21 protein-coding genes are annotated in these 25,769 nt (G+C 71.2%); 12 read left to right on the top strand and 9 right to left on the bottom strand.

From position 1 onward, the window contains the following. Positions 1 to 2 precede the first annotated feature (2 nt). The gene (locus ITI46_RS15595) at positions 3 to 383 is read right to left on the bottom strand and encodes a VOC family protein (RefSeq protein ID WP_209240144.1); all 381 of its coding nucleotides are present in this window, start codon (positions 381 to 383) and stop codon (positions 3 to 5) included. A 53-nt stretch (positions 384 to 436) separates the two neighbouring features. Beyond that, complete coding sequence (locus tag ITI46_RS15590) at positions 437 to 1,282, bottom strand: class I SAM-dependent methyltransferase (RefSeq protein ID WP_209240143.1); 846 nt, start codon at positions 1,280 to 1,282, stop codon at positions 437 to 439. Between the two features lie 118 nt (positions 1,283 to 1,400). Between ITI46_RS15590 and ITI46_RS15585 the strand changes: the two genes are divergently transcribed. From ITI46_RS15585 to ITI46_RS15565, 5 genes are all read left to right on the top strand, one after another. Continuing rightward, positions 1,401 to 1,991 (top strand): TetR family transcriptional regulator, encoded by a 591-nt coding sequence (locus ITI46_RS15585; RefSeq protein ID WP_209240157.1) that lies wholly within the window; start codon positions 1,401 to 1,403, stop codon positions 1,989 to 1,991. Positions 1,992 to 2,170: 179 nt separating this feature from the next. Continuing rightward, a complete protein-coding gene (leuE, locus tag ITI46_RS15580; protein ID WP_209240142.1) occupies positions 2,171 to 2,818 on the top strand; it encodes a leucine efflux protein LeuE in 648 nt (215 codons plus the stop codon). Between the two features lie 251 nt (positions 2,819 to 3,069). Next, positions 3,070 to 4,077: an alpha/beta fold hydrolase gene (locus tag ITI46_RS15575; protein ID WP_209240141.1), complete on the top strand. Its 1,008-nt coding sequence runs from the start codon at positions 3,070 to 3,072 to the stop codon at positions 4,075 to 4,077. 188 nt (positions 4,078 to 4,265) lie between these two features. Next, positions 4,266 to 4,721 (top strand): DUF6098 family protein, encoded by a 456-nt coding sequence (locus ITI46_RS15570; RefSeq protein ID WP_209240140.1) that lies wholly within the window; start codon positions 4,266 to 4,268, stop codon positions 4,719 to 4,721. A gap of 64 nt (positions 4,722 to 4,785) precedes the next feature. Beyond that, positions 4,786 to 6,000 (top strand): PP2C family protein-serine/threonine phosphatase, encoded by a 1,215-nt coding sequence (locus ITI46_RS15565; protein ID WP_209240139.1) that lies wholly within the window; start codon positions 4,786 to 4,788, stop codon positions 5,998 to 6,000. On the opposite strand, the gene ITI46_RS15560 is transcribed toward ITI46_RS15565, so the two are convergent. Next, positions 5,992 to 6,375 (bottom strand): ArsR/SmtB family transcription factor, encoded by a 384-nt coding sequence (locus ITI46_RS15560; RefSeq protein ID WP_209240138.1) that lies wholly within the window; start codon positions 6,373 to 6,375, stop codon positions 5,992 to 5,994. The genes ITI46_RS15565 and ITI46_RS15560 overlap by 9 nt on opposite strands. 99 nt (positions 6,376 to 6,474) lie before the next feature. Between ITI46_RS15560 and ITI46_RS15555 the strand changes: the two genes are divergently transcribed. Next, positions 6,475 to 8,586, top strand: coding sequence for a heavy metal translocating P-type ATPase (locus tag ITI46_RS15555; protein ID WP_209240137.1), 2,112 nt, complete (start codon positions 6,475 to 6,477; stop codon positions 8,584 to 8,586). A gap of 56 nt (positions 8,587 to 8,642) precedes the next feature. On the opposite strand, the gene ITI46_RS15545 is transcribed toward ITI46_RS15555, so the two are convergent. Both ITI46_RS15545 and ITI46_RS15540 read right to left on the bottom strand, forming a co-directional pair. Continuing rightward, positions 8,643 to 10,064 (bottom strand): NUDIX domain-containing protein, encoded by a 1,422-nt coding sequence (locus ITI46_RS15545; protein WP_247746042.1) that lies wholly within the window; start codon positions 10,062 to 10,064, stop codon positions 8,643 to 8,645. A 176-nt stretch (positions 10,065 to 10,240) separates the two neighbouring features. Next, positions 10,241 to 10,840: a TetR/AcrR family transcriptional regulator gene (locus ITI46_RS15540; protein WP_209240136.1), complete on the bottom strand. Its 600-nt coding sequence runs from the start codon at positions 10,838 to 10,840 to the stop codon at positions 10,241 to 10,243. Between the two features lie 286 nt (positions 10,841 to 11,126). Here ITI46_RS15540 and ITI46_RS15535 point away from each other — a divergent pair, with 286 nt between their 5' ends. Both ITI46_RS15535 and ITI46_RS15530 read left to right on the top strand, forming a co-directional pair. Continuing rightward, positions 11,127 to 12,008: an SGNH/GDSL hydrolase family protein gene (locus ITI46_RS15535; RefSeq protein ID WP_209240135.1), complete on the top strand. Its 882-nt coding sequence runs from the start codon at positions 11,127 to 11,129 to the stop codon at positions 12,006 to 12,008. A 260-nt stretch (positions 12,009 to 12,268) separates the two neighbouring features. After that, positions 12,269 to 14,167 carry a glycoside hydrolase family 127 protein gene (locus ITI46_RS15530; RefSeq protein ID WP_307808183.1) on the top strand — a complete coding sequence of 633 codons (1,899 nt, stop codon included), beginning with the start codon at positions 12,269 to 12,271 and terminating at the stop codon, positions 14,165 to 14,167. Positions 14,168 to 14,176: 9 nt separating this feature from the next. Here the strand turns inward: ITI46_RS15530 and ITI46_RS15525 are convergent, their stop codons facing one another. Then, positions 14,177 to 14,893 (bottom strand): TetR/AcrR family transcriptional regulator C-terminal domain-containing protein, encoded by a 717-nt coding sequence (locus ITI46_RS15525; protein WP_307808182.1) that lies wholly within the window; start codon positions 14,891 to 14,893, stop codon positions 14,177 to 14,179. A 112-nt stretch (positions 14,894 to 15,005) separates the two neighbouring features. On the opposite strand from ITI46_RS15525, the gene ITI46_RS15520 reads away from it, so the two are divergent. Beyond that, entirely contained in the window at positions 15,006 to 16,709 is a 1,704-nt protein-coding gene (locus ITI46_RS15520; protein WP_209240132.1) for a CocE/NonD family hydrolase, read from the top strand. Here ITI46_RS15520 and ITI46_RS15515 read toward each other — a convergent pair whose 3' ends face one another. Beyond that, the gene (locus tag ITI46_RS15515; RefSeq protein ID WP_247746041.1) at positions 16,710 to 19,295 is read right to left on the bottom strand and encodes an ATP-dependent Clp protease ATP-binding subunit; all 2,586 of its coding nucleotides are present in this window, start codon (positions 19,293 to 19,295) and stop codon (positions 16,710 to 16,712) included. Positions 19,296 to 19,762: 467 nt separating this feature from the next. On the opposite strand from ITI46_RS15515, the gene ITI46_RS15510 reads away from it, so the two are divergent. From ITI46_RS15510 to ITI46_RS15500, 3 genes are all read left to right on the top strand, one after another. Then, positions 19,763 to 21,511: a BCCT family transporter gene (locus ITI46_RS15510; RefSeq protein ID WP_209240131.1), complete on the top strand. Its 1,749-nt coding sequence runs from the start codon at positions 19,763 to 19,765 to the stop codon at positions 21,509 to 21,511. Positions 21,512 to 21,764: 253 nt separating this feature from the next. Next, a complete protein-coding gene (locus ITI46_RS15505; RefSeq protein WP_307808181.1) occupies positions 21,765 to 23,108 on the top strand; it encodes a TrkH family potassium uptake protein in 1,344 nt (447 codons plus the stop codon). Continuing rightward, positions 23,101 to 23,790 (top strand): potassium channel family protein, encoded by a 690-nt coding sequence (locus ITI46_RS15500; protein ID WP_209240130.1) that lies wholly within the window; start codon positions 23,101 to 23,103, stop codon positions 23,788 to 23,790. The genes ITI46_RS15505 and ITI46_RS15500 overlap by 8 nt, the downstream gene beginning before the upstream one ends. Positions 23,791 to 23,971: 181 nt before the next feature. Here ITI46_RS15500 and ITI46_RS15495 read toward each other — a convergent pair whose 3' ends face one another. Both ITI46_RS15495 and ITI46_RS15490 read right to left on the bottom strand, forming a co-directional pair. Further along, positions 23,972 to 24,904, bottom strand: coding sequence for a phosphatase PAP2 family protein (locus tag ITI46_RS15495; protein WP_247746040.1), 933 nt, complete (start codon positions 24,902 to 24,904; stop codon positions 23,972 to 23,974). 475 nt (positions 24,905 to 25,379) lie between these two features. Further along, complete coding sequence (locus ITI46_RS15490; protein WP_209240128.1) at positions 25,380 to 25,721, bottom strand: MazG nucleotide pyrophosphohydrolase domain-containing protein; 342 nt, start codon at positions 25,719 to 25,721, stop codon at positions 25,380 to 25,382. Positions 25,722 to 25,769 lie beyond the last annotated feature (48 nt).

Here is a 25,769-nt window from a genome sequence, read left to right as displayed (position 1 = left end):
GTTCAGACCTGGGATGCCGCGGGGGCCGGGGCGGCGAGGACGAAGCTGTTGCCGTCGGGGTCCGTGAGGATGGCCTGGCGGCCCCAGGGCAGCTGAGTCGGGCCCTCGACCGCGGCGCCGGCCTGTACGAGTGCCGCGCAGTCGGCATCGAGGGCGGAGGTCTCCAGGATGATGCCGCGCGCGCTGCCCGGCGTGAAACCCTGCTCGGCGGAGGCCAGCGTGAAGCCGGTCGCGGCTCCGTGCGGGGCGACCTGGAGCCAGCGCACCGGGCCCATCCGCTGGTCGGCAATGACCTCGAAGCCGAGCGTGGAGACGTAGAAGTCCTTGGCCCGGTCCTGGTCGGAGACGGGCACGGTGACGGTCCTGGCGTGCGTGATGTTCATGCCGGCACTATACGTAGGAAATTTCCTACGTGTCATCCCCGGGCCGTCATCCGTCACGGGTGCACGGCGGTGACCAGCCATGCGGAGCTGCGCAGCCGGACCGTGCCCTCGGCGTCCTCATGGGTGCGCAGCAGCTCGGTCAGTTCGCGCCGGGCCCGTGCGCCGGCCTCCGGATCCACCTGCGCGAGCAGATGGCGGCCGGGGCCCGAGGCGAAGAGGAAGTCGGTCGCGTCCTCGGCGCCCTGCCCCCACCTCCCGTACGCCTCGGCGTGCTGGACGTCGATGTCCGTGAAGCCGGCGGCGGTCAGGACCTCGCGCACCCGCGCGGGGTCGGCGAGGGAGAACATGCCCGGCCCGCCCGTTGCGCCGAAGCCGCCGACCGGCAGGTGCGAGCGCAGCTCGGTGAGCGCCTGGAGCCATTCGTTCCGCTCGGCGTCCGCCGCGCAGATGAAGGCGAGCCTGCCGCCGGCGCGCAGGCCGTCGGCGATATTGCGGAACGCGGCCACGGGGTCCTCGAAGAACATCACCCCGAAGCGGCTGATCGCCACGTCGAAGTCGCGCCCGGCCAGCGGGTGCACCTGGGCGTCACCCTGCTCGAACGTCACATTGTCCAGGCGTTCCGCCTGGGCGCTGGCGCTGGCGCGCTCCAGCTGCGGGTCGGAGAGGTCGACGCCGGTTGCGTGCCCGTCGGTGGCGCGGCGGGCGGCGAGCCGGGTGGTGGCGCCCGCGCCGCAGCCGATGTCCAGCACGGTGTCGCCGGGTGTGATGGCGGCGGCGTCGAGGAGCGGCTGGTTGAACCCTTCGTTCACGGCGTCCCAGCGGTCCTGGTTGCGGGCCCAGTGGACGCCCTCGTAACCGTTCCACGCCTGCTCCTGCTCGGCGTTGGGGTTCTGCTGCATGACGGACCTCGGCTTTCCCTGCCGGTTCTCCGGCCTAGTATGGGCGGGTGCCCAAAGAATGTATGGGCGCGTGCCCAAACTGTCCACCCGCCGCGCTGTTCTGTCCGAAAGGTCAATGATGTCCCCTCGTGGGGTTGCCGTCCCCGACATCCGTGAACGTCTCTTCGCCGCCGCCGAACGCGTCGTCGCCCGCGGTGGACCCGGCGCGCTGACGAGCCGGGCCGTCACCGACGAGGCGGGCTGTGCCAAAGGGATGCTGCACGCCCACTTCGCAGGCGGGCTGGACGAGTTCGTCGCCCAGCTCGTCCTGGACCGCTTCGCGCGGACCGCAGCGCTCGCCGCCGAACTGCCGCAGCGTGCCGGGCAGGAGACGGTCGCCGCGAACCTCGCCACCGTCACCGAGGCGCTGCTCACCTCGGCGGGCCCGACCATGGCGGGCATCGCCCTCACCCGCCCCGGTGCCTCGGCGCGCTTCCGGGACGCGATGGCCGCCGGAGCGCCGGGCTTCGCTGCAGTTCAGGAGTCCGTCGCCGCCTATCTGGCCGCCGAGCAGCGCCTGGAGCGGGTGGCCGCCCACGCGGACCCCGAAGCCCTCGCCCTCGCCCTGGTCGGCACCGCCCACCACCTCCTGATGACGAGCTGGCCGGGCGCCCCCGATCCGTCAGCACAGCTCGACCGGCTGATCGCGGCCCTGACCGGGCTCACGTAAGGGGAGTTGCGTGGTGCAGGCCATCGGAGACGAGCAGGACACGTCACCGCGCCTGGATACGTGCCCGGCGGGAGGTCCGCCGGGAAATTCGGCGGGCGCGCGGGCACCTTGGACCGTACTGTTGCCCGATCAGCGGCGCCTGGCGGCCGAAGCGACAGCCGGAGAGCGGAGTGGTACCGATGCTGGGAGTGGCGAACCTGCCCACCTACGCACTGGGGACTCTGCTGATCATTCTGCTGCCGGGGCCGAGTTCGCTGTACACGCTGTCGGTGGCGGCGCGGCGCGGCGTGCGGACGGGCTACCGCGCCGGGGCCGGTGTCTTCCTCGGCGAGATGGCCCTGATGCTGCTGGCCGCGGCCGGCGTCGCCTCACTGCTGCAGGCCAACCCGGTGGCCTTCGCCGTGGTGAAGTACGCCGGAGCCGGCTACCTAGGGTGGATCGCCGTCGGGATGCTGCGCGGCGCATGGCAGACCTGGCGCAACCGCAAGGAGCCCACCGACGAGGCGCAGCCGGAGACGGCCGCGGCCGAGCGGCCCTTCCGCCGGGCGGTGCTGGTCACTTTGCTGAACCCGAAGGCGATCCTGTTCTTCATCTCGTTCTTCGTGCAGTTCGTGGATCCCGACTACCCGTACCCTGCGCTGTCCTTCGCGCTGCTGGCGGTGGTCTACCAGTCGATCAGCGTCTGTTACGTCACCGTTCTGATCCTCGGGGCCACCTATCTGTCGGCGCAGTTCAGCCGCCGCAAGCGGCTGTCGGCCTGCCTGACCGCCGGGGCGAGTGCGCTGTTCCTCGGCTTCGCGGCGAAGCTCGCCACCGCCGGAGGCTGAGCAGCCCGGCTCCGGCCCGGCGTCCCCGCCCGGATCCCGCCCGGCGCCGCTGACCTACAACGGTCAGGGCGCGCACCTCGCCCTGAGCACGGCACGGGGCCCGCCTCACCCGGGGCAGCCCCGCGCTTTTGCCGGTCCGGCAATACGGTTGGAATCCGGGCGCGGTGGGTTACATGATCGTTGCCGGGCCGGTCGGCCGACGGTCCGGCAACGGGCACCGTGCCCGGCAGTTGAGCAGCCTCGGAGGACATATGTCGTCGCACACCACGGACTTGACGCGGGAACCGAAGCACCGGACGGTCCCCTCGCCGGCCGGCCGGATCCACCTGGTCGAGCAGGGCACCGGCCCGCTGGTGCTGCTCGTGCACGGATTCCCCGAGTCCTGGTACTCCTGGCGCCACCAACTGCCCGCACTGGCAGCTGCCGGATACCGCGCCGTGGCCATCGACGTACGGGGCTATGGCCGCTCGTCCAAGCCTGCCGAGACGGCGGCCTACCGGATGCTCGACCTCGTGGAGGACAACGTCGCGGTGGTCGAAGCCCTCGGCGAATCGAGTGCCGTGATCATCGGGCACGACTGGGGCTCGCCGATCGCCGCGAACTCCGCACTGGTGCGGCCCGATGTCTTCCGCGCGGTAGGCATGCTGAGCGTCCCCTACAGCCCGCGCGGCGGCCCCCGGCCCAGCGAGGTCTTCGCCCGGGTGGGCGGCGACGAGGAGTTCTACGTCGCCTACTTCCAGCAGCCGGGCCGTGCCGAGGCCGAGATCGAGCCCGACGTCCGCGGCTGGCTGGCCGGCGTCTACGCGGCCCTGTCCGCCGACACCATGCCGGCGCAGGACGCGCCCGACCCGCATTTCATCGCCCCCGGCGGCCTGATGCGCGACCGGTTCCCGGCCGGCCGGCTGCCGGGCTGGCTCAGCGAGGCGGATCTCGACTTCTACGCAGGGGAGTTCGAGCGGACCGGCTTCACCGGGCCCCTCAACCGATACCGCAACATGGACCGGGACTGGGAGGAGCTGGCCGACTTCGACGGCGCCCCCCTCACCCAGCCGTCGTTCTTCGCCGGCGGCGGCATGGACGCCTCCACCACCTGGCTGCGCGAGGCCATCGACGCCTATCCCACCACCCTCCCGGGCCTGCACTCCTCCCACATCCTGGAAAACTGCGGCCACTGGATCCAGCAGGAGCGCCCCGAGGAGATCAACCGGCTGCTGACCACCTGGCTCACCTCGCTGCCGGCCCCGGGCGCCGACGACTGACCGGCTCGGGCTGACCGGCCTGGCCGTTACTGCTGGTCGAGGAGGGGAACCCGGGCCACGTCAGCCAGCGCGCCGGTCACCGGCCGGTGACCGGCGCCGGAGGCCGTCGAGGACGGGAGAGACCGCGGTGACCAACGCACCGGCCGCCTGACGCCGGTCCGACGGCAGGCACGTGACAGGAGCCGACCATGGACCCGACAGCTGCCATGCCCGTGTTCACCAGCCTGGAAGCCCTCACCGGGCTGGTCACCGAGCGCAGGAGACTGTATGTGCGATGGTCCCGCGGTCCGGCGGTCGATCTTCAGCGGGTCTCCAGCATGGACGACCTGACCGGTGCCGCCATGCCGGGGCTGTCCGCAAGCCCGCTCGACGTCGAGGCGTGGTGGGCGGACCGTCCCGCTCGCGTGTGGGTGGCCAGGCGGCTGTACGACTACTCCCACCTGCCCCGCGTCAAGGACCCCAGGACCCGCCCCTGGGTGCTGACGGGGCAGGAGAGGGGCCGCGGTCCTGACAACGAGCCGCTGGTCCGCTGCGTGCAGCCGCTGGGCTGGATCGCCGATCGCGTCATCGCCGAAGCGGACGCCGTCATCACCCGCCAGCCCGGCAGTTGGGGCCCCATCCGCCGGGACGGCAGCGCGCTGTGACGCCCGGCGCCGCACGGCCCGCTCCGCTCGGGTTCCCCCGGCGCCGGAGCAGGTGCGCGTCCGCATGCCGGAACCTGCGGCCTCGGCGGTGCGGGGGAGCGCGCGGCAGCACGCTGGAGGGCAGGATGTGCGGGTGAGTCAGGTGTGGGTGTGGCGACGGATCTACCGGTGGGTGCCCGCCGGGGTGCTCGTGCTCGCTGTCGGGCTGGATCTGCTCGCACGTCATTGGGTCTCCACCGCGCCCCTGCTGGCCGTGGCGCCGGTGGTGGCAGCGCCGGTGCTGGAGCCGCCGACCATCGTGGCCGTAGGTCTCGGGGCGATGGCCGCGCACGCCGGGCTCTCCTACTCGGACGGCACCTTCGGGCCGCAGAGCGGTATCGGCACCCAGCTCACCTTGGTGGCCATCACCGCGCTGGCGGTCGGACTGAACCGGACGCTGCGCTCGCACCACGCCACGGCCGACAAGGCCCGGCACGCCGCCCAGGTGGCCCAGCAGGCGGTGCTGCCCACCCCGCCGGAGCGGACGGGCGGTCTGCACATCGCCGCGCGGTACGTGCCCGCCGACGAGACAGCCCTCATCGGGGGCGATCTGTACGTGGTCCAGGAGACGCCGTTCGGGGTGCGCGGGATGATCGGTGACGTACGCGGCAAGGGGCTGTCCGCCATCGCTGTCGTCAGCGCGGACATCGGCGCCTTCCGCTATGCCGCCGACCACTGCGCCGACCTGCCCACGGTGGTCGAGACGCTGGAGGAGACGCTGGTACGGGAGGGGCAGCGGCAGGGCGGTCTTGAACAGTCCGAGGGCTTCACCACGGCGCTGCTCGTGGAGTTCGCCCCGGACCTGGAGCAGGTCCGGCTGGTCAACCGCGGCCATCCGCCGCCGCTGCTCCTGGACCCGGCGGGCCATGCCCGGGTGCTGGAGCCCGGCCAGGAGGCGCCGCCGCTGGGTATCACCACCCTCGGCTCCTGGGCCTCGCCCGTGGAGACCTACGACCTCGTCCCGGGCGCGACGCTGCTGTGCTTCACCGACGGCGTCACCGAAGCACGCGACCGCAGCGGCATTTTCTACGATCCGGCCGGCCGGATCTCGCAGATGCTGGACGCCTACCGGCGCAACACCGGCCACCCGGCGGATCCGCAGACCGTCCTCGACTTCCTCGTCACCGACGTGCACCGGCACAGCGCCGGACCGGCGCAGGACGACCAGGCGCTCCTCGCCCTCACCCGTCCCATCCGCAGCAGCGACATCCTGACCGTGGCCGGGCAGCCCTCACCCTGACGCCGCCACGGCCTCCTCCGGGGTGTCGGCGAGCCCGAGGCGGAGGTGTTCGACGTGGTAGAGAGCCTGGTCGAGCAGGGCGGCGACGTGGTTGTCGTGCAGGGTGTAGACCACCGAGCGGCCGTTGCGGGTACCGGTGACCAGGCCCAGATTGCGCAGCAGCCGCAACTGGTGGGAGCAGGCGGACTGTTCCATGCCGACGGAGGTCGCCAGCTCCGTCGCCGCGCACGGGCCCTCGCGCAGCCGGGCCAGGATCAGCAGCCGTGAGGGAGTGGCCAGGGCCTGCAGCGTGGTGGCGACCTGCGTGGCGTTCTCCGAGGTGAGACGGGTGCGCGGGGTCGCGTCCGGTTCGGGGTTGTTCGCTCCATGGCCCATGGGTTCCATCCTACGGAGATGAATACATGAATGGCTGTTCAAGCGTTCCTGTATGGTGAGGGAGTCGTTTCCCCTCCCCAGCGAAGGGCCCCGTTCGCCATGGTCTCCACCCTGACCGAGCCCGCCCCGTCGCCGGTTCTCCGGCCGGTCGCGCCGCGTCGGCGTACCCGTGTGCTGGCGCTGCCCGAGGCGCGCTGGGCGCTCGCCGCGCTCGTGCTGTTCCTGCTCGCCCTCCCGCTGTACCTGCTGGAAGCGCCGGCCTGGAGCTGGGCGCCACTGTTCGCGGCCACGTACGTCACCGGCGGCTGGGAGCCCGGCTGGGAGGGGCTCAAGGCGCTCAAGGACCGAACGCTGGACGTGGACCTGCTGATGATCGTCGCGGCGCTCGGCGCCGCAGCGATCGGACAGGTGCTGGACGGCGCGCTCCTGATCGTCATCTTCGCCACCTCCGGCGCCCTGGAAGCCCTCGCCACCGCGCGCACGGCTGACTCGGTACGCGGGCTGCTCGACCTCGCACCGGCCACCGCGACCCGGCTGCTGCCCGACGGCGGCGAGGAGCGCGTCCCGGCCGCATCCCTCGCGGTCGGCGACACCCTCCTGGTGCGTCCCGGCGAGCGGGTCGGCGCCGACGGCCAAGTCCTCGGCGGACAGAGTGAGGTGGACCAGGCCACCATCACCGGCGAGCCGCTGCCGGTCACCAAGCAGACCGGTGACGAGGTGTTCGCCGGCACCGTCAACGGCGCCGGAGCGCTGCGGGTCAGGGTGGAGCGCGATCCGTCCGACTCGGTGCTCGCCCGCATCGTGACCATGGTCGAGGAGGCGTCCGGGACCAAGGCCCCCACCCAGCTGTTCATCGAGAAGGTCGAACAGCGGTACTCCCTCGTCATGGTCGCCGCCACGCTCGCCCTCTTCACGGTGCCGCTCCTCCTCGGAGCCGAGCTGAGGCCGACGCTGCTGCGTGCGATGACGTTCATGATCGTCGCCTCGCCGTGCGCGGTCGTGCTGGCCACCATGCCGCCGCTGCTCTCCGCGATCGCCAACGCCGGGCGGCACGGGGTGCTGGTGAAGTCCGCGGTCGTCATGGAACGCCTCGGCCGGACCGACGCGGTGGCCCTGGACAAGACCGGCACCCTCACCGAAGGCACCCCCCACCTGGCCGATCTGCACCCGCTGCCGGGCTCGGGGCTGACCGACCAGACGCTGCTGAGCCTGGCGGCCGGGGCCGAGCGGGCCAGCGAGCACCCGCTGGCCCGCTCGATCGTCGACGCCGCCCGCTCCCGTGGCCTCCCTCTCCCGGCCGCCGGCGATTTCGCCTCCACCCCCGGCCTCGGCGTCACCGCCACCGTCGAGGGCCGACGCATCCAGATCGGCGCGCCCGGGCGGCTGCTGGACCACGGCGCGCGGCCGGACGGCATTCCCGGAACGGATACGGAGCCACTATCGGAAACCGGTCTCCAATCGGAAACCGACCCCCTGTGGGGCGCGGCCCGCGAGAAGGTCCGGCAGTTGGAGGAGGCCGGTCGCACGGCCGTCGTCGTTCTCGCCGACGGCCACCCGGCCGGTCTGCTGGGCGTCGCCGACCGGTTGCGGCCCGACGCCGCCGAGGCGGTCACCGCGCTGGCGTCCCTCACGGGCGCCTCGCCCGTCCTGGTCACCGGGGACAACGAGCGTGCCGCCGCACTCCAGGCGGAGCGGACCGGCATCACCGACGTCCGCGCCTGCCTCCTGCCGCAGGACAAGGTCGCCACCGTCCGTGAGCTGGAAGCCGCCGGGCGCCGGGTGCTGGTCGTCGGTGACGGCGTCAACGACGCGCCCGCGCTGGCCGCGGCCCATACCGGTGTCGCCATGGGCAGGGCGGGGTCCGACCTCGCGCTGGAGACGGCCGACGCCGTGGTGGTCCGCGACGAACTCGCCGCGATCCCCGCCGTCGTCGGCCTCTCGCGGGCCGCACGCCGTCTCGTCGTCCAGAACCTCGCCGTGGCCGGCACCTTCATCGCCGTGCTCGCCGCGTGGGACTTGTTCGGCACCCTCCCGCTGCCGCTCGGCGTCGCCGGTCACGAGGGCTCCACCGTTCTGGTCGGCCTGAACGGGTTGCGGCTGCTGCGCGATGCGGCCTGGGAACGGGCCCGCCTGCACGAGAGGTACGCGCCCCGTAAGGGGCGCGGGGAACTGCGCGACAAGCCACAGCACACCCGCAGCCTGCGGACGTGAAGCAGGGGCAGCCCCTCACCGGAAGAAGACTCGCGGGGCAAGCCCTATAGCAAGCCCTATAGGAACCTGGACGCTTTCGTGGCGAGTTGCCGTTCCAGATACGCGGCAGCGTCCGCGGGCCGCATGCGGGCGAGTGCCACCAGGCCGGTGATGACCACGTCGGCCACCTCGGCGTGCACGTCCTCCCAGGCGTGGCTGTATCCCTTGCGCGGGTTGGTGCCCTGGACGCCGATGACGGCCTGGGCCGCCTCGCCCGTCTCCTCGGACAGCTTCAGCACCTGCAACGTCCACTGCTGCTCGCGCTCCAGGCCACGCGCGTCGCTGTGTGCGTCGAAGGTACGGGCCAGACCGGTGACCGTCCGCCAGATTCCGTCCATGGCCCTCCCGTTCCGTTCGGCGTCCTGGGTGGCGGGCTGCCCGGCCGGTTGGCGGGTCGGAGGGGAGTACGCCCGCGGGGCCGGCAGGCCGGGCAGGGAGCCGGGCCACACTGCCTCCAGCGCCTGGGCGGCGGGCGCGAAGACCGGGCCGAGCGTGCCGAGGGCGCACGGGTCGTGCCACTCCCACCGCAGGAAGCGGCCCGGCTCGGGACACGGGGATGTCAGCGTGCCGGACCAGGCGTTGACGCACACCACGGCCGACACCCGCGGCACTCCGGCGCTGTCGTCCAGCAGGATCGTCCGCAGCTGCGCGTCCTCCACGTCGGCGCGCAGCCCGGTCTCCTCGGTCAGTTCGCGGACCGCTGTGGCCTCGAAGGACTCGCCGGGCTCGGCACTGCCACCGGGCAGCTCCCACATGCCGTCCACGGACCGCCCGAGCAGCACCCGGCCGCTGCCGTCGGTGACGACCGCACACGCACCGGCCACCGCACGCGGAACCGGACGGCCCTTCTCCGACGCGACGAAGGAGCACGGCGCACCGCGCAGCACCAGCACGGTGAGACCGTCCGCCTCGAATCGCTGCACGCGCTCCCACCCCTCGGCCAGCAGCCCGATCTCCCGCTCGTCCAAGGCGATGTCCCGCCGGTGGGCGGGCACCTGCTCCGCCGACAGCGTGATCACCGCCAACGCACCGCCGGGGCGCAGCCGTTCTCCCAGCGCGCGCAGCACGCGAGCGCGGTCCCGCAGAAAGGAGCAGGCCAGCCGCAGGGTGATCAGGTCGTAGCCGCCCTCGTCCAGCTCGGCGAGGTCGTCGTGCTCGACGTCCAGCCGCAGCCACCGCACCTTGCCGCCCGCGGTGTCCTCCGTCGCCCGGGCGCGGGACAAGGCGCTGTCCGCCCGGTCGACGGCGTCCACCTGGTAGCCGAGCCCGGCCAGGAAGCAGGCCAGTTCGCCCGTGCCGCAGCCGACGTCCAGGGCGGTGCCGTCCTCGGGCGCGGGCAGGTGCTCGGTCAGCAGCGCCCGTTCCGCCTCGCCGAGCGGCCGGAAACCGCGGCCGTCCGCATAGTGCCGGTCCCACTCCTGCGACGTGACGTAACCCAACGGGCTGCTCCTCACCTGTGCTGCGACGGTCTGTGCTGCGGGCGCCTGTGCCGCCGCGGTCTGTGCCGCGGCGGTCTCTTCTGCGGCGTTCTGTCCTGCGACGGCAGGCGTGAGCTGCTTTCCCCTCCATTGCCTTGCGGAACCCCGCCGTGGGAGGGGGGTGTGGGATGCGCCGTTCAGGCTCGGGGCCCGACCGCCGCACCGGCCAGGACCGTGGTCACGGTCCTGCGGACGGCTTCGGGCTCCGGCGGTGCGCTCTTCCGGTCGGCGAACAGCAGGTGTCCGGCCCCGATCAGGGTGTGGGCGAGGGTCTCGACATCGGCGTCGGCTGCGATACGGCCCAGTTCGCGTTCGGCGGTGAGGTAGGAGGCGACCATGGCCGTGGCCTCGGTCAGCAGCGGGACACCTGTCGGCCTGATCCGCCGCAGCCGGGCGCGCAGCTCGTCCCGGGAGGTGACGAGGCCGACGATCGCCACCGCGACCGAGCCGAAGAGCCGGCTCAGCGCGTCGGTGAGGTTGTCGGCGACGGTACCGCTCCCGGCGGAGTCGCACAGGGCCGTGGCCTGGCTGTCGAGCCGGCGCAGCCGGTCCTGTACGAGCTCGGTGAGGAAAGCGTCGAAGTCGGCGAAGTGCCGGTGCAGTACGCCCTTGGCGCACCCTGCCTCGGTGGTCACAGCGCGGCTGGTGAGCGCGTTCGGCCCGTCCCGGAGCAGTACGCGCTCGGCGGCGGCGAACAGCTGCTCGCGCACGTCGCGGATGGCCACCCCTGTCGGCACCGTGCGGCTCCCCCTCACTTCATCGGGCCCCGGCTCCCGAACCGGGTATGGGCGTACGCCCACTATAGTGCCGCTCTTCCCGGCGCCCGGCGGAGCGAGCGCCACCGCTGAGCTGGGACGCGGGGGTGCCGGAACCAAGTGTGGTCGCACCTCTTGACGCCCCGTGACGCCGACCACATATTTACCTCTCAGTGCAACTGGCCAGTAACTGCCGGCGGTCCCGCGCCGGCCCCTCGCCTTTCCCCACTCGAGGCCACGCCTTTCCCCACTCACGAGAGGTACCGTCATGCGCTCACGCATGCCCAGCTGCCGCGTCAGATCGGCCGTTGCCCTCGCCACCGCCACAGCCGCGGTGACCACCGGCGCGGGACTCGGCGCGAGCCCCGCGCTGGCGGACGACGCCACCGTCCACCGCTATGCCGCCCTGGGCGACTCCTACGCGTCGGGGGCCGGTGTGCCCAACGCGGCCGACCAGACCTGTTCGCGCTCGGACCGCAACTACCCCGCGCTGGTCAACAGCGGGCTCACTCCTGGCAGGCACCAGGACGTCACCTGCGCAGGAGCCACCACCGAAGACCTGAACTCGGCCCAGTTCCCCTCCGTGGCCCCCCAGTTGGACGCGCTGAGCAAGGACACCGATCTGGTCACCCTCACCATCGGCGGCAACGACATCGGCTTCGGCGACATCATCGTCCGCTGTGTCTCGCTCGGCCTGCTCAACCCGCTCGGCTCGCCGTGCAAGACCAGCTACACCTGGACCGGGCACGACGAACTCGCCGCCACCATCGAGAGCACCGCGCCCAAGATCTCCAAGGCGCTCGACGACATCCGGGGACGCGCCCCGCACGCCAAGATCCTCGTCACCGGCTATCCGGCGATCCTGCCCGACGACGGCAGCAACTGCCCCTCCGTCGTCTCCATCGCCAAGGGCGACGCGCCGTGGCTGCGCGACACCCACAAGCATCTCAACAGCATGATCGCCAAGCAGGCAGACGAGCACGGCGCCGTATACGTCGACACCTACTCCAAGTCCGTGGGGCACGACGTGTGCAAGCCGGTCGGAACGCGCTGGGTGGAACCGCTCATCACCAACGCCGCCGCGCCCTTCCACCCCAACGCCGCCGGCGAGAAGTCCATGGCCGACTCCGTACTGGCCGCCGCTCGCTGATCCGTGCCCTTCCCGGCGCCACTCCCGCAGTCGCACTCCGGCTGAGGGGGTGGCGCTTCGCTGTCGGGCGTCACCTCTTGCCGACGCCGGACCCCTTGACGGCGCGTTCGTTCCGACTACGGTCACTGACGCAATACCGAATGCCGTCTGAAATATCGAACGAACGGCAGTCGGCACCACCTACCGCGTGACAGAAGCCAACTCCAGCGTTGTGCCACCCCCTTCCCTCTGGAGGCAATGCAATGGAAGCTTCACGCCCTGTGCGCAGGCGAACCGTCGTGGCCACGGCCGCCGGTCTGACAGCCGCCGGTCTGTCGGCTGCCGCTGTGGCCGCCGTACCGGCCCGCGCCGCCACCCCTCGCACCGGAGGCACGTCGATCGATACCGCCGCCGCTTTCCCGCTGTCCGATGTCGCCCTGCACGACGGCCCGTTCCGCGACAACCAGGCGCGCAACAGCGCCTATCTGCGGGACGTCGACCCCGACCGCCTGCTGCACACCTTCCGCCGCAACGTCGGCCTTCCCTCCACGGCCGAGCCCTGTGGCGGATGGGAGGCCCCCGACGTCGAGCTGCGCGGCCACAGTCTCGGCCATCTGCTCTCGGGCCTGGCCCTCACCTACGCCAACACCGGTGAGCAGCGGCTGCGCGACAAAGGCGCGCTCATCGTGCGGGAGCTCGCCGCGTGCCAGGCCCGCGCGGCCGAGGCCGGCTATCACGAGGGCTACCTTTCCGCCTTTCCCGAAAGCTTCCTGGACCGGCTGGAGGCCGGGGAGAAGGTGTGGGCGCCCTACTACACCCTGCACAAGATCATGGCGGGGCTGCTCGACCAGTACGCGCTGGCCGGCAACAAGCAGGCGCTGCGGGTGCTGAACGCGCAGGCGGGCTGGCTCGACCGGCGCACCGCCGGGCTCGACCACGCGCATATGCAGCGGGTGCTGGAGACCGAGTTCGGCGGTATGAACGAGGTGCTGGTGAACCTCGCCGCCGCCACCGGAGCGTCCCGCTGGCTGGACGTCGCCGAACGCTTCAGCCACGAGGCGGTCTTCCAGCCGCTGGAGCGCGGTGAGGACCGACTGGCGGGGCTGCACGCCAACACCCAGATCCCGAAGATGACCGGCGCCCAGCGCCTGCACGAGGAAGGCCGGGGGAGCGGCGGCTACGGACGTGTCGCCGCCAACTTCTGGCGCATCGTCACCGACCACCACACCTATGTGATCGGAGGCAACAGCAACAACGAAGCCTTCCACGCCCCGGACGCCATCGCCGCCCAACTCGGTCCCACCACCTGCGAGAACTGCAACAGCTACAACATGCTCAAGCTGACCCGGCTGCTGCACTTCCGCTCACCGGAGCGGATCCAGCTGCTGGACTACTACGAGCGCACCCTGTTCAACCAGATGCTCGGCGAGCAGGACCCCGAGTCGGCCCACGGCTTCAACATCTACTACACCGGCCTGCAGCCGGGCGCCTACAAGGCCCAGCCCTCCTTCATGGGCGACGACCCCGAGGCGTACTCCACCGACTACGACAACTTCTCCTGCGACCACGGCACCGGCATGGAGACGCACGCCAAGTTCGCCGACACCATCTACTCCCGGGCCACGGGTGATGACGCCGCGCTCTTCGTCAACCTCTTCATCCCCTCGCGGCTCAACTGGCGTGCCCACGGCATCGTCTGGGACCAGACCACCCGCTTCCCGGACACGCCGGCCACCACGCTCACCGTGCACTCCGGCCGCGCCCGGCACGCGCTGCATCTGCGTATCCCGGGCTGGGCACACGGTGCGCGAGTGCGGGTGAACGACGAGGCGGACGCCCCGGCGGACCCCGGGACCTGGTTCACCGTTCCCGAGCGTGACTGGAGCCGGGGCGACCGGGTGCGGCTCAGCCTGCCGATGCGCCTTCGTCTGGAGGCCACTGCGGACGACCCCCAGGTGCAGGCCGTCTGCTACGGGCCGGTGGTGCTGGCCGGGCAGTACGGTCCGCGGGCAGGAGAGGAGGAGACGCCCATGCCACGGCTCGACCCCGACTCGGTCCGGCCCACCGAGGAAGACGGTCTGCGCTTCACCGCCCGCGCGGACGGCAGGAACGTCACCTTGCTTCCGGTGTCCCGTACCCACCACGAGCGCTACGTCGTCTACTGGCGGGTCGACTCCTAGGCCGAGCGTTCAGTCCGTATCGAGGCCGTCGACCAGCCGGTTGAGGAACCGGGTGAACATCGCCTCGGGGGTCAGCGGCCGGCCCGGCGCGGCCAGCGCTTCGGCGAGCTCCGGGTGGTTGCCGTCCGCGGCGACGGTGGTGAGGTAGCGGGTCTCGGCCGCGGTCCGCTCGGGGGACCGGGCTGACCCGGCCTGGCTGAGCTCGTAGCCGACGTGCCCGGCCACGAACGAGGTGAGCTGGGCGAAGACCTCCAGCTTCGCGGCGCCGTCGAGTCCGGTGGGGCGCAGGGCCGCGAGGGCGCGTTCCAGGAAGGCCAGCGCGTTCGGCCCCAGGGTGCGGCGAGTGGTCAGTGTGGCGGGCAGCCAGGGATGCCGGAGCATCAGGGCGCGCTGGTCGTGGGCGACGGCTTTGAGGTCGGCCCGCCAGTCGCCGGTGGGAGGGGTGGCTGTCGGGAGTTCGCCGCTGACGTGGTCGAGCATGAGCTCCAGCAGCGTGTCCTTGTCGGGCGCATAGCTGTAGAGCGACATGACGCCTGCCCCGACCTCGGCGGCGACCCGCCGCATGGTGACGGCGTCGAGCCCTTCGGCGTCCGCCAGCGCGACGGCTGCCGCGATGATCGCCGCCCGGCTGAAGCCCGGCCGCCTGCCGCGACGGGGCCGGTCCGGGGTCAGCCAGAGCTGTTGCGGGTCGACGCCCGTACCGCCGGAGCCGCCTCCACGCGTCACGTCCCGGACTCCCTTCTCCGCACCGGTGCGCCCTGCGGAAGACATCCAACTTGCGGAAGCCATCCAAGCATCTACAATTCCCGTACGTCGTACGAGAATAGTGGAGGAAGCGATGACGTCAGCCACACACGAGGCCGCACCCCGATCGGCCTGGACGCCACCGAAGGCGAAGCCACCGCTGACAGCGCGGATGCTGCGTGCGACCTGGCGCCGACTCCCCGCCGCACAGCACGAGGTCGGATGGCAGCCGGGACTGGCGGTGCCCGCCGCCGACGGCAGCCCGCTGATCACCGACCACTACTTCCCCCGCACACCGGGCGACTTCCCCACCCTCCTGGTGCGCTCCCCCTACGGCAGGGGGGTGCCGTGGTCACCCATGTACGGCCTGCTCTTCGCCGAACAGGGCTTCCATGTGGTGCTGCAGAGCTGCCGGGGCACCGGTGGCTCCGGCGGCCGGTTCGAACTGTGGCGCAACGAGGCCGCCGACGGTCACGCCGCGGTGGCCTGGCTGCGGGAACAGCCCTGGTTCGACGGGCGACTGGGCACGGTCGGCCCCAGCTACCTCGGCTACACCCAGTGGGCCCTCGCCCTTGACCCGCCGCCCGAACTGCAGGCGATGGCCGTCCAGGTGGGGCTGCACGATTTCTACGCCCTGTTCCATGCGGACGGGACACCCCGTCTGGAGAACGTCCTCCTCGACGGCGTCGGCATCACATACCAGCACCAGGGGATGGCCGCCTTTGCCCGGGCGATGCTGTGCCTCCAGCGCGGACTGCGCGGCATCACCACCGCGCGGCCCTTGCGCAGCGGGTACGTGGCCTCCCTCGCCGAGGACGTGCCCTGGCTGGACGATGTGCTGAGCCACCCGGACGCCGACGACCCCTACTGGCACGGCGCGTCCCTGGCCGAGGCCGCCGGGCAACTGACCGTCCCCACCAGCCTGATCACCGGCTGGCACGACGCGCTGGTCGACCAGACCTTCGAACAGTACGGCCGGCTGCGCCGCGCCGGATGCGAGACCGCCCTGCTCGCAGGGCCCTGGACCCACACCTCCGCGCTCCAGCGGGGCTGGCCCCAGGTGTTCGCCGAAAGCCTCGCCTGGCTGCGTGCCCACCTGTGCGACGACCGCTCCGGACTGCGCCCCACACCGGTACGCGTGCACATGGGAGGCGAGGACGCCTGGCGGGACCTCGACGCCTGGCCGATCTCCCCGGCGACCACGGAGTGGTTCCCCACCCCCGACGGCCACCTCACCCGGCAGCCGCCCACCGACTCCGCACCGGTGACCTCGTTCACCTACGACCCGGCGGACCCACCCCCGTCGCTCGGCGGCCCGCTGCTCTCCCGTACCGCCGGACCCCGTGACAACGCGCCGCTGGAGACCCGGAAGGACGTCGTGACGTTCACCGGCCCGCCGCTGGCCGAACCCCTGGACGTTCTCGGCCCTGTTGCCGCCAGGCTCGGCGTCTCCACCGACACCGGCCACGCCGACGTCTTCGCCCGCCTGTGCGACGTGGACGCACAAGGGCGCTCCACCAATGTCTGCGACGGCCTGGCCCGGGTGGCCACCTCCGGAGCGGCGCCGACGGAAGTCACCGTCCGGATGAGCTCCACCGCCTACCGTTTCGCCGCAGGACACCGCCTCCGCTGGCAGCTCAGCGGCGCAGCGCACCCTCGCTTCGCCCGCAACCCCGGGACGGGGGAGCCCGCGCTCGACGCCACCGAGCTCGCGCCCGTACGCATCACACTGCACGCCGACTCGGCACTGCTGCTGCCGGGCAGGGGTGCCCGGCCGGCAGACAGCCCCGGCCGGTAGTCACTGCTGGGCGGCTCCTGCCAGGTCGGCGCGGCCGTCGGTGCGGAACTCCAGCTGCCCTTCCGCCACATCGACCAGCAACTTGGTGCGCGGCTCGAGGTCGCCGCCCAGCAGCATGCGGGAGAGCCGGTTGTCGACCTCGCGCTGGATCGTGCGGCGCAGCGGGCGGGCACCGTACTCGGGCTGGTAGCCCCGGTGGGCGAGCCAGTCGACGGCCGCGGGCGAGAACTCGATCTCCAGGTTCTGCGCATGCACCCGGCGCCGGGTCTCCTCCAGCAGCATGTCGGTGATCTGCCGCAACTGCGCGTCGTCCAGCTGCCGGAAGACCACTATCTCGTCGATACGGTTCAGGAACTCCGGGCGGAAGTGCTCGCGCAGCGGCCGCAGCACCCGCTCGCGCCGCGCGTCCTCGTCGCCTTCCCCGCCGCTGCCGAAGCCGAGCATCGCGCCGCGCCCGGTGATGGCCTCCGAGCCGAGGTTGCTGGTCATCACGATGACGGTGTTGGTGAAGTCGACCGTGCGGCCCTGCGAGTCGGTGAGCCGCCCGTCGTCGAGGACCTGGAGCAGAATGTTGAAGACATCGGGGTGCGCCTTCTCCACCTCGTCCAGCAGCAGCAGCGAGTAGGGGTTGCGCCGCACCGTCTCGGTCAGCTGCCCGGCCTCCTCGTGCCCCACATATCCGGGCGGTGCGCCCACCAGCCGGCTGACGGTGTGCCGCTCCTGGTACTCGCTCATGTCCAGCCGCACCATCTTCTCGTCGGTGCCGAACAGTGCCTCGGCCAGCGCCCTGGCCAGCTCGGTCTTGCCGACACCGGTGGGGCCGAGGAAGAGGAAGCTGCCGATGGGCCGGTCCGGACTGGACAGCCCGGAGCGCGAGCGCAGCACCGCGTCGGCGACGGCGGTGACCGCCTCGTCCTGCCCGACGACCCGCTGCTGCAGATGCTGCTCCAGGCCCAGCAGGCGCTGCTTCTCCTCCTGGGTGAGGTTGCTGACGGGGATGCCGGTCTGGTGGGAGATGATGTCGGCGATGTCCTCCACGGTCACCTCGGCGATCCGGTGGCGGTGGCCGGGTGCGTCCTGCTTGTGGCTGTCCCGCTCGATGGTCTCCTCCAGCTCGCGGAGCCGGTCGCGCAACTGCTTGGCCCGCTCGTAGTCCTCGGCGGCCACCGCCTGGTCCTTGTCGCGGCGCACCTGCTCGGCCTCGCGCTCCAGCGCCCGTACGTCGGTGCCGCGGGTCGCGGTGCGCAGCCGCACCCGGGCGCCCGCCTGGTCCAGCAGGTCGATGGCCTTGTCCGGGAGGTAACGCCCCGTCAGGTAGCGGTCGGACATCTCCACGGCTGCGACCAGCGCCTCGTCGGCGTAGCGCACCTGGTGGTGGGCCTCGTAGCGGTCCCGCAGGCCGCGCAGGATCTCGATGGCGTCCGCCACGGTGGGCTCCGGGACGAGCACGGGCTGGAAGCGGCGGGCGAGCGCCGCGTCCTTCTCGATGTACCTCCGGTGCTCCTCCAGCGTCGTGGCCCCGATGACATGCAGCTCACCCCGGGAGAGCGGGGGCTTGAGCATGTTGCTCGCGTCCATCGAGCCGCTCTCCCCGCCGCCCCCTGCGCCGACCACGGTGTGCAGCTCGTCGATGAAGACGATCAGCTCCTCGGAGTGGGCGCGGATCTCGTCGATGATGCCGGTCAGGCGCTCCTCGAAGTCGCCGCGGTAGCGGGTGCCGGCAACCACGCTGCCGAAGTCCAGCTGGACCACGCGCCGGCCCAGCAGATTGTCCGGCACGTCCCCGTCGGTGATGCGCTGGGCCAGTCCCTCCACGATGGCGGTCTTGCCGACGCCCGCCTCGCCGATCAGCACCGGGTTGTTCTTCCCGCGCCGGGCCAGCACCTCGATCGTCTGCTCGATCTGCTCGTCCCGGCCGATGACCGGGTCGATCCGGCCCTCGCGGGCCAGCTCGGTCAGGTCCCGGCCGTACTTGTCGAGGTTCGGGGTGTTGCTGACACGTGCCTCCTGGCCGCGGGACGGGGCCTCGGCCCCGCTGCCCTGCCCGGCGTTCGGCCCGCCGCGCGGAGTGGCCGAACGGGGGTCGAAGTGCGCCGAGTTGAGGATCTGGCCCGCGGTGGAGTCGCGGTTGGCGGCGAGCGCGACCAGCACATGTTCGGCGCCGATGTAGGAGGCGCCGCGGGAGCGGGCGATCTCGTGCGCGTCCATCAGGGCCCGCTTCACCGCGGGGCTGACGGAGAGCGAATTGCGGGGCTGTCCCTCGCCCACCTCGCGGTCGATCTCGGCTACCAGCGCGTCGGGGTCGGCACCGGCCCTGGCCACCATGGAGCGGGTCGGCTCGGCGGTGAGCGCCGCTCGCAGCAGGTGCTCGGTGTCCAGGTCGTTGCTGCCGTGCTCGGCCGCGTACGACGCCGCGTCGGAGACGAGCTGCCGGGCGGGCTCGCTCATCAGGCGGAGGAAGTCGTAGTAGCGAGGGTCGCTGTACCGCCCGCCGCTCCCGGACCTGGCGCCACCGAGGAAGCGCGCGATGAACTCTTCGAACGGGTCCCGACCGAAGTCCCCGGGACCCATGTATCCGCTGGTCATAGAGGATCCGTCCCGCTGACCCGACCGAGCCGGGCCACGCTGTGCTGTTACGAGTGGCTACTGGTGCGTGGGTTCCCATGTGCGCCCTCATGACACGTGGACCGGCCTGTAGGGGACCGGGTCGGGATCACACTCCGACTCCGCCCGGCAGTGATGGGGCGACGGACAGTGCCCAGTAGTGGCACGCGACCCCGGCCGGAGGGTGGCCGTCAGTCACGGGTCACGCACATTCCGTACCGGACGAGGGGCTTGTGCGGCGTTTCACAGCCCCGCTTTCCGCCCCGTCCTCAGCGCGCCGACAAGCCTCGGGAGAGGGGGCTTGAGGTGTGGAACTTCTCACTCCTGTACGGCCGTTGACAGTGATGGATTCGTAATGAATGACATCGCGGATTCGGGGCAGAGGCCGCCAGAGGCCGGGACTCTCCCGGCCTGAGACCTCTTGAACTCTGACCGCAAAGGATGAACGCGTGGCTGCGCAGACAACGGCGAGAACATCGGACCAAAAGCCGGAACCGAGGTCTCCGGCGCCACCAGGAGGTGGCTCGGTCGCGCCGTGGGTCTTCTACCCGTCGGCCGCCGTCATCCTGATCTTCGTGCTCTACGCGGTGATCGGCCAGGACACGGCCGCGGAGCAGGTCCAGAAGGTCCAGGACGAGATCGTCGGCAACCTGAGCTGGTTCTACATGGTTCTGGTGTCGCTCTTTGTGATCTTTGTCATCTGGATCGGCATCGGGCGCTACGGCGACATCAAGCTCGGCAAGGACAACGAGAAGCCCGAGTTCAGTACCGGCTCCTGGTTCGCCATGCTGTTCGCGGCCGGTATGGGCATCGGCCTGGTCTTCTGGGGCGTCGCAGAGCCGCTGAACTTCTTCCACGGACCGCGGCCGGGCGTCGGCGAGAGCGCGGCAGCCCGTGAGCAGTTCGCCATGGTGCAGACGTTCCTGCACTGGGGCATCCACCCGTGGGCCATCTACGTCGTCGTCGGCCTGGCCGTCGCGTACGCCGTGCACCGCAAGGGCCGTCCGGTCTCCATCCGCTGGGCACTGGAGCCGATCTTCGGCAACAAGGTGAACGGAGCCCTGGGCAACGTCATCGACTCGGTCGCCGTCATCGGCACTCTCTTCGGTGTGGCGACCTCGCTGGGCCTCGGTGTGATGCAGGTCGCCAGCGGCATGAACTTCCTAGGCTGGGTCGACGACCCGAACAGCAAGGTGCTGCTGGTCATCCTGATCGCCTGCATCACCGGCGTGGCGACGCTGTCGGTGGTCTCCGGTATCGGCAAGGGCATCAAGTGGCTGTCCAACATCAACATGGGCGTGGCCGCCGTCGTCATGCTCTTCGTGCTGATCGCGGGCCCGACGGTGTTCATCCTCAACGGCCTGGCCGAGGACCTCGGCGGTTATCTGCAGAACGTGCTGAAGCTCAGCTTCGACACCGGTGCCGCGCACGGTAAGGAAGGCACCAGCTGGGTCAACGGCTGGACCGTCTTCTACTGGGGCTGGTGGATCTCCTGGGCGCCGTTCGTCGGCATCTTCATCGCCCGTATCTCCCGCGGCCGCACCGTCCGCGAGTTCGTCTGCGGCGTGCTGCTGGTGCCCACCCTGCTGACCTTCGTCTGGTTCGCCATCTTCGGCGGCACCGCGCTGTTCCAGCAGATGAACGACAAGCACAACTACGTCCACGACGGCGCTGTCAGCACCAACAACGCGCTGTTCGAGATGCTGGACACACTGCCCGGCGGCACCTTCGTCGCAGGTGTCTCGATCCTGCTGATCGTGCTGTTCTTCGTCACCTCCTCCGACTCCGGCTCGTTCGTGGTCGACATGCTGGCCTCCGGCGGCGACCCCAACCCGCCGATCTGGAGCCGGGTCTTCTGGGCGCTGGCCGAGGGTGCCGTCGCCATCGCGCTGCTGCTGGCCTCCGACCTGGACGACGGAGCCGCGTCGCTGAACACCCTGAAGACAGCGGCGATCGTGATCGCGCTGCCCTTCAGCATCGTGATGATCGGCATGTGCATCGCCACCCTGAAGTCCTTCCATCAGGAGCGGCAGGCCTATCTGAAGGCCAAGGAGCAGAAGCAGCAGGAAGAGCTGATCGACCAGACCGTGGCCGCGATCGAGGACAGCCTCGAGAACGGCACGCTCACCGACTCGGTGCCCTCCAAGGAGGAGCCGTCGGTGACCTCCGAGAAGGGGTCGGGAGACAGCAAGAAGTAGCGTTCCGTAATCGCTGCCAGATGTCGAGGCCGCAGCCCGCGAGGCTGCGGCCTCGGCCGCGTCCGGGCAGCGGCGGCCCCGGTCCGCGAGGGCGGCCCGGGGCGGGAGGCGGCGACGTACGGGTGGTTCCAGGGGCCGGGGACGGCCCGATACGGACACGGAGGGGTACCGGTGCCCGGGACAGCAGAGGTATTGCTTATCGTCTCCCGGTGCGAACAATCGAGGTAGCCGGCTGCGCGGAGGATGTGCTGTGGTGACCCGGTGGCGACCCCGTGTGCAGCATCCGGCCCAGATGATCGTGGCCGGATTCGCCCTCGCGATCGGGATCGGGACCGCGCTGCTGATGCTGCCCGCTGCCAAGGCCGGGGCAGGCGCGGCGTCCGCTCTGGAGGCGCTGTTCACCTCCACCTCCGCGGTGTGTGTGACCGGCCTGATCGTGGTCGACACGCCCGCCTACTGGAGCGGCTTCGGGCAGGCGGTGATCCTGGCGCTCATCCAGGTCGGCGGCCTCGGGATCATGACCTTCGCCTCCTGGCTGGTGCTGCTGGTCTCCAACCGCCGGATGGGGCTGAAGGCCCGCCTGACCGCAGCGACCGAGACGAAGACGATGGGCCTGGGCGACGTCCGCTCGGTCGTCGTCCGGGTGGTCAAGGTCAGCCTGCTGCTGGAGGCCATCACCGCCGCGATCCTGACCGTACGGCTGGGCACCACCTACGGCGAGTCCTGGCCCCGAGCGCTGTGGCTCGGCGTCTTCCACGCGGTCTCGGCGTTCAACAACGCCGGGTTCGCCCTCTACTCCGACAGCCTGATGGGCTTCGTCACCGACCCCTGGATCTGTCTGCCCATAGCGGGCGCGGTCATCGCCGGCGGGCTCGGCTTCCCGGTGCTGTTCGAGCTGCGCCGCCGGTTCCGCAAACCGCGCAGCTGGTCCCTGCACACGAAGATCGTGCTCGGTGCGTCGGCGATCTTCCTGGTCGGCGGCAGCGCGTTCATCACCGCGGTCGAGTGGAGCAACCCGGCGACCCTGGGGCCGCTGGACGCGCCCGGGAAGCTCCTGGCCGGGTTCTTCCAGGGCGTCATGCCGCGCACGGCCGGTTTCAACAGCGTCGACACCTCGCAGATGAACCCGGCCACCTGGCTGGGCACGGACGTGCTGATGTTCATCGGCGGCGCCAGCGCCGGTACCGCGGGCGGCATCAAGGTCACCACGTTCGCCGTGCTGTTCTTCGTGATATACGCCGAGGTCCGCGGCGAGGGCGCGGTCAACATCTTCCGCCGCCGGCTGCACGGCGACCTCCAGCGGCAGGCCCTGACCGTGGTCCTGCTGTCGGTGGCCGCGGTCGCGGTCTCGACGCTGGCCTTCATGGTCTTCGCCGACTTCAGCCTGGACCAGTCGCTCTTCGAGGTGACCTCGGCCTTCGGCACCGTCGGACTCTCCACCGGCATCACAGCCAAGCTGGCCGGCGGGGAACAGCTGCTGTTGACAGCGCTGATGTTCACCGGGCGCCTCGGCCCGATCACCATCGCTTCCGCGCTCGCCCTGCGCATGCGCGTCCGTATGTACGACCTTCCTGAGGAGCGACCCGTCATTGGTTAGGAAACGCACCCCCAAGAACCGCCGCAGCTCGCCGCAGGACTCCGTCGTCGTGATAGGGCTGGGCCGCTTCGGACGCTCCCTGGCCCTCGAACTCGTGGACGAGGAGACCGAAGTCCTCGGCATCGACGAGGACCCCGAGATCGTCCAGGCGATGGCCGGCTCCCTCACGCACGCCGTGCGGGCCGACTCCACCAAGGAGGACGCCCTGCGGCAGCTCGGGGTCCACGAGTTCGACCGCGCCGTCGTCGCCATCGGCACCGACCTGGAGGCCAGCATCCTCACGGCCTCGCTGCTCATCTCGTTCGGCATCGAGAACGTGTGGGCCAAGGCCATCAGCGAGGCCCACGGCCGCATCCTCACCCAGCTCGGCGTGCAGCACGTCGTCTACCCCGAGCACGACATGGGCCAGCGGGTCGCGCACCTCGTACGCGGCAGGATGCTCGACTACATCGAGTTCGAGGACGACTTCGCCCTGGTCAAGACCAACCCGCCCGCCGAGATCCTGGACATCCCGCTGGCCCGCAGCGCCGTCCGTACCCAGTACGGCGTCACGGTCGTGGCCATCAAACGCCCCGGCGAGGGCTTCACCTATGCCACTCCCGACACCGTCGTGAAGGCCGAAGACACCATCATCGTGGCCGGCCGCACGCGGGCGACCGAACGCTTCAGCGAGCTGCGCTGACCCGCGGGGTGCCGTGCCCCGAGGCCGGTGGGGCAGGGCCATCGGTTGCCGAGACCGACAGTCCCGGCAGGCTGGGCAGCACCGGGACTGTCGGCCCGCGCAGCCTAGGGGCGGGGCGGCCGTCCGCGAAGGCGGCGCACCGGCCGCCGCCGGATCGGGCCTGTTCCCGTGTGACGTGCGGTCATGGCCGTGGACGGGGACGACGGGAGGCGGACCGCCGACGCGCTGGGGTCCCGGGACCCTCGGAGCGGGCGGGCCGGGCCGGCGGGTCCGGTTCCGCGGCTCCGGCCGCCGGGGGGTCGGCGGACACCAGGTCGGCGGACACGAGGGTCCGGCGGTAGATCCGTACGATCCAGCGGAGGCACACCCGGCCCAGCCACTGGATGAGGGCGCACAGCCCCAGGACGGCCACCGCGGCGGCCGCGTCCAGCCAGAAGTGGTTGGCCGTCACGACGATCACCACCAGCGTCAGCAGCGGGTGCGCGATCACCAGCCAGCGCAGCCGGGACCGGCTCACCCGGATGACGACCACGGCGACGACCACCGCCCAGGCGACGTGCACGGAGGGAACGGCGGACAACTCGTCGGCCACCACACTGCCCGGACCGGTGTCGTAGACCGACTGACCGTAGCGTTGACCCGTGTCGGAGAACCCGAGCCGGGTCACCAGGCGGGGCGGCGCCACGGCGATGAGCTGGAGCAGCAGCGAGACCACCGTGACCAGGACGACGTAGGTGCGTACCGGGCCGTAGGCGGTGCGGTGCCGCCAGAAGAGCCAGACGAGCAGGGTCGCCATCGCGCCGAAGTGCATCACCGCGTAGTAGTAGTTGGCGGCCTGCACCAGCCAGGGGTGGGGGAGCACCGCCTGCTGCCAGTCCACCTCGTCGGGCAGCCGGAGGCGCTGTTCCCAGTGGTAGATCCACAGTGCCCGGTGGACGGCGGTGTGCAGATTCCCCGCGGACATCCGGGCCGGGATCTGCCAGACGAGGAACACCGAGGAGATGATGGCGGCCTCCCGCAGCAGCACCGGCGCCCGGGGCCAGCGCCAGTGCCACAGCGGCAGGCTCAGCGCCAGGAGGACCAAGGGCACTCCGGCGGACAGAAGCCAGGCCATGGCTGCTCCCACCGTCAACGGCTCCACTCCCTCCTGTCCCCCGCGCCCGATCGATCCGGCCCCTCATGGTGACTGCATTTCCGGACAATTCGGATGATTGGTCGGTACCCCGCCGTTCCGCCGACTGCGAACAGGACACTCGAAAAGCCGACAGCGGACTCTCGCAGCCGGGTGCGGATCGCCCCGGGCGCCGCCATACTGAGGCTCGACAGCGTGGACGGACGCGGGCACGTCGCTCCGGAGGGTGGAGTCATGACGAACCAGCAGCGCGAGGAAGCGTATCTTCGGCAGACCGGGCGCAAAGAGCTGACACCTCGACAGCGCCGCCGCATGCTCAAGAAGTCCCGGCAGGGCAAGGAGTAGTCCGCCGGTGGTCAGCGGTCGGCAGCGCGGTGTTGCGGGCGGCCGCCGCAGACCACTCGGTCACACGGCTCGCTCCGAGCGCGGAGCCCACCGGCCGGTGGGCTCCGCCCGGTCACCGCGGCTGTTCGTCCTCGGCGAGCCGAGCGCTGAGCGTCTCGCCGAGTTCTGCCATGGTGCGGCGGAAAGCGCTCTCAAGGTCCACGCCGTAGCGATGGGCGAGGATCAGCACCGACCAGAGGCAGTCTGCGAGCTCGTGCTCCAGCGCCTGTCGCCCGCCCGGGACCTCCCGGGCGCCTTCCTCGGCCATGACGAGCTTCGCCAGATCCCCGACGTCGCCCATGAAGCCCAGCATGAACTCCTCACGGGTCCACACGCGGCCCCGCACCCGCTGGTTCAGCTCGTCGTAGAGGTCATGGATCCGGACCGCCTCGCTCCGCAGCTCGTCGAATGTCATCGGCACCCTTCAGCGACGGAGCCGCAGGCGGCGGGCCCAGTGGGCGAG

Origin of the sequence: Streptomyces oryzae (assembly GCF_017676365.1) — a bacterium.
GTDB lineage: Bacteria > Actinomycetota > Actinomycetes > Streptomycetales > Streptomycetaceae > Streptomyces > Streptomyces oryzae.
Note: the sequence above shows the minus strand (reverse complement) of the source record. Positions and strands in the feature narration are given on the sequence as shown.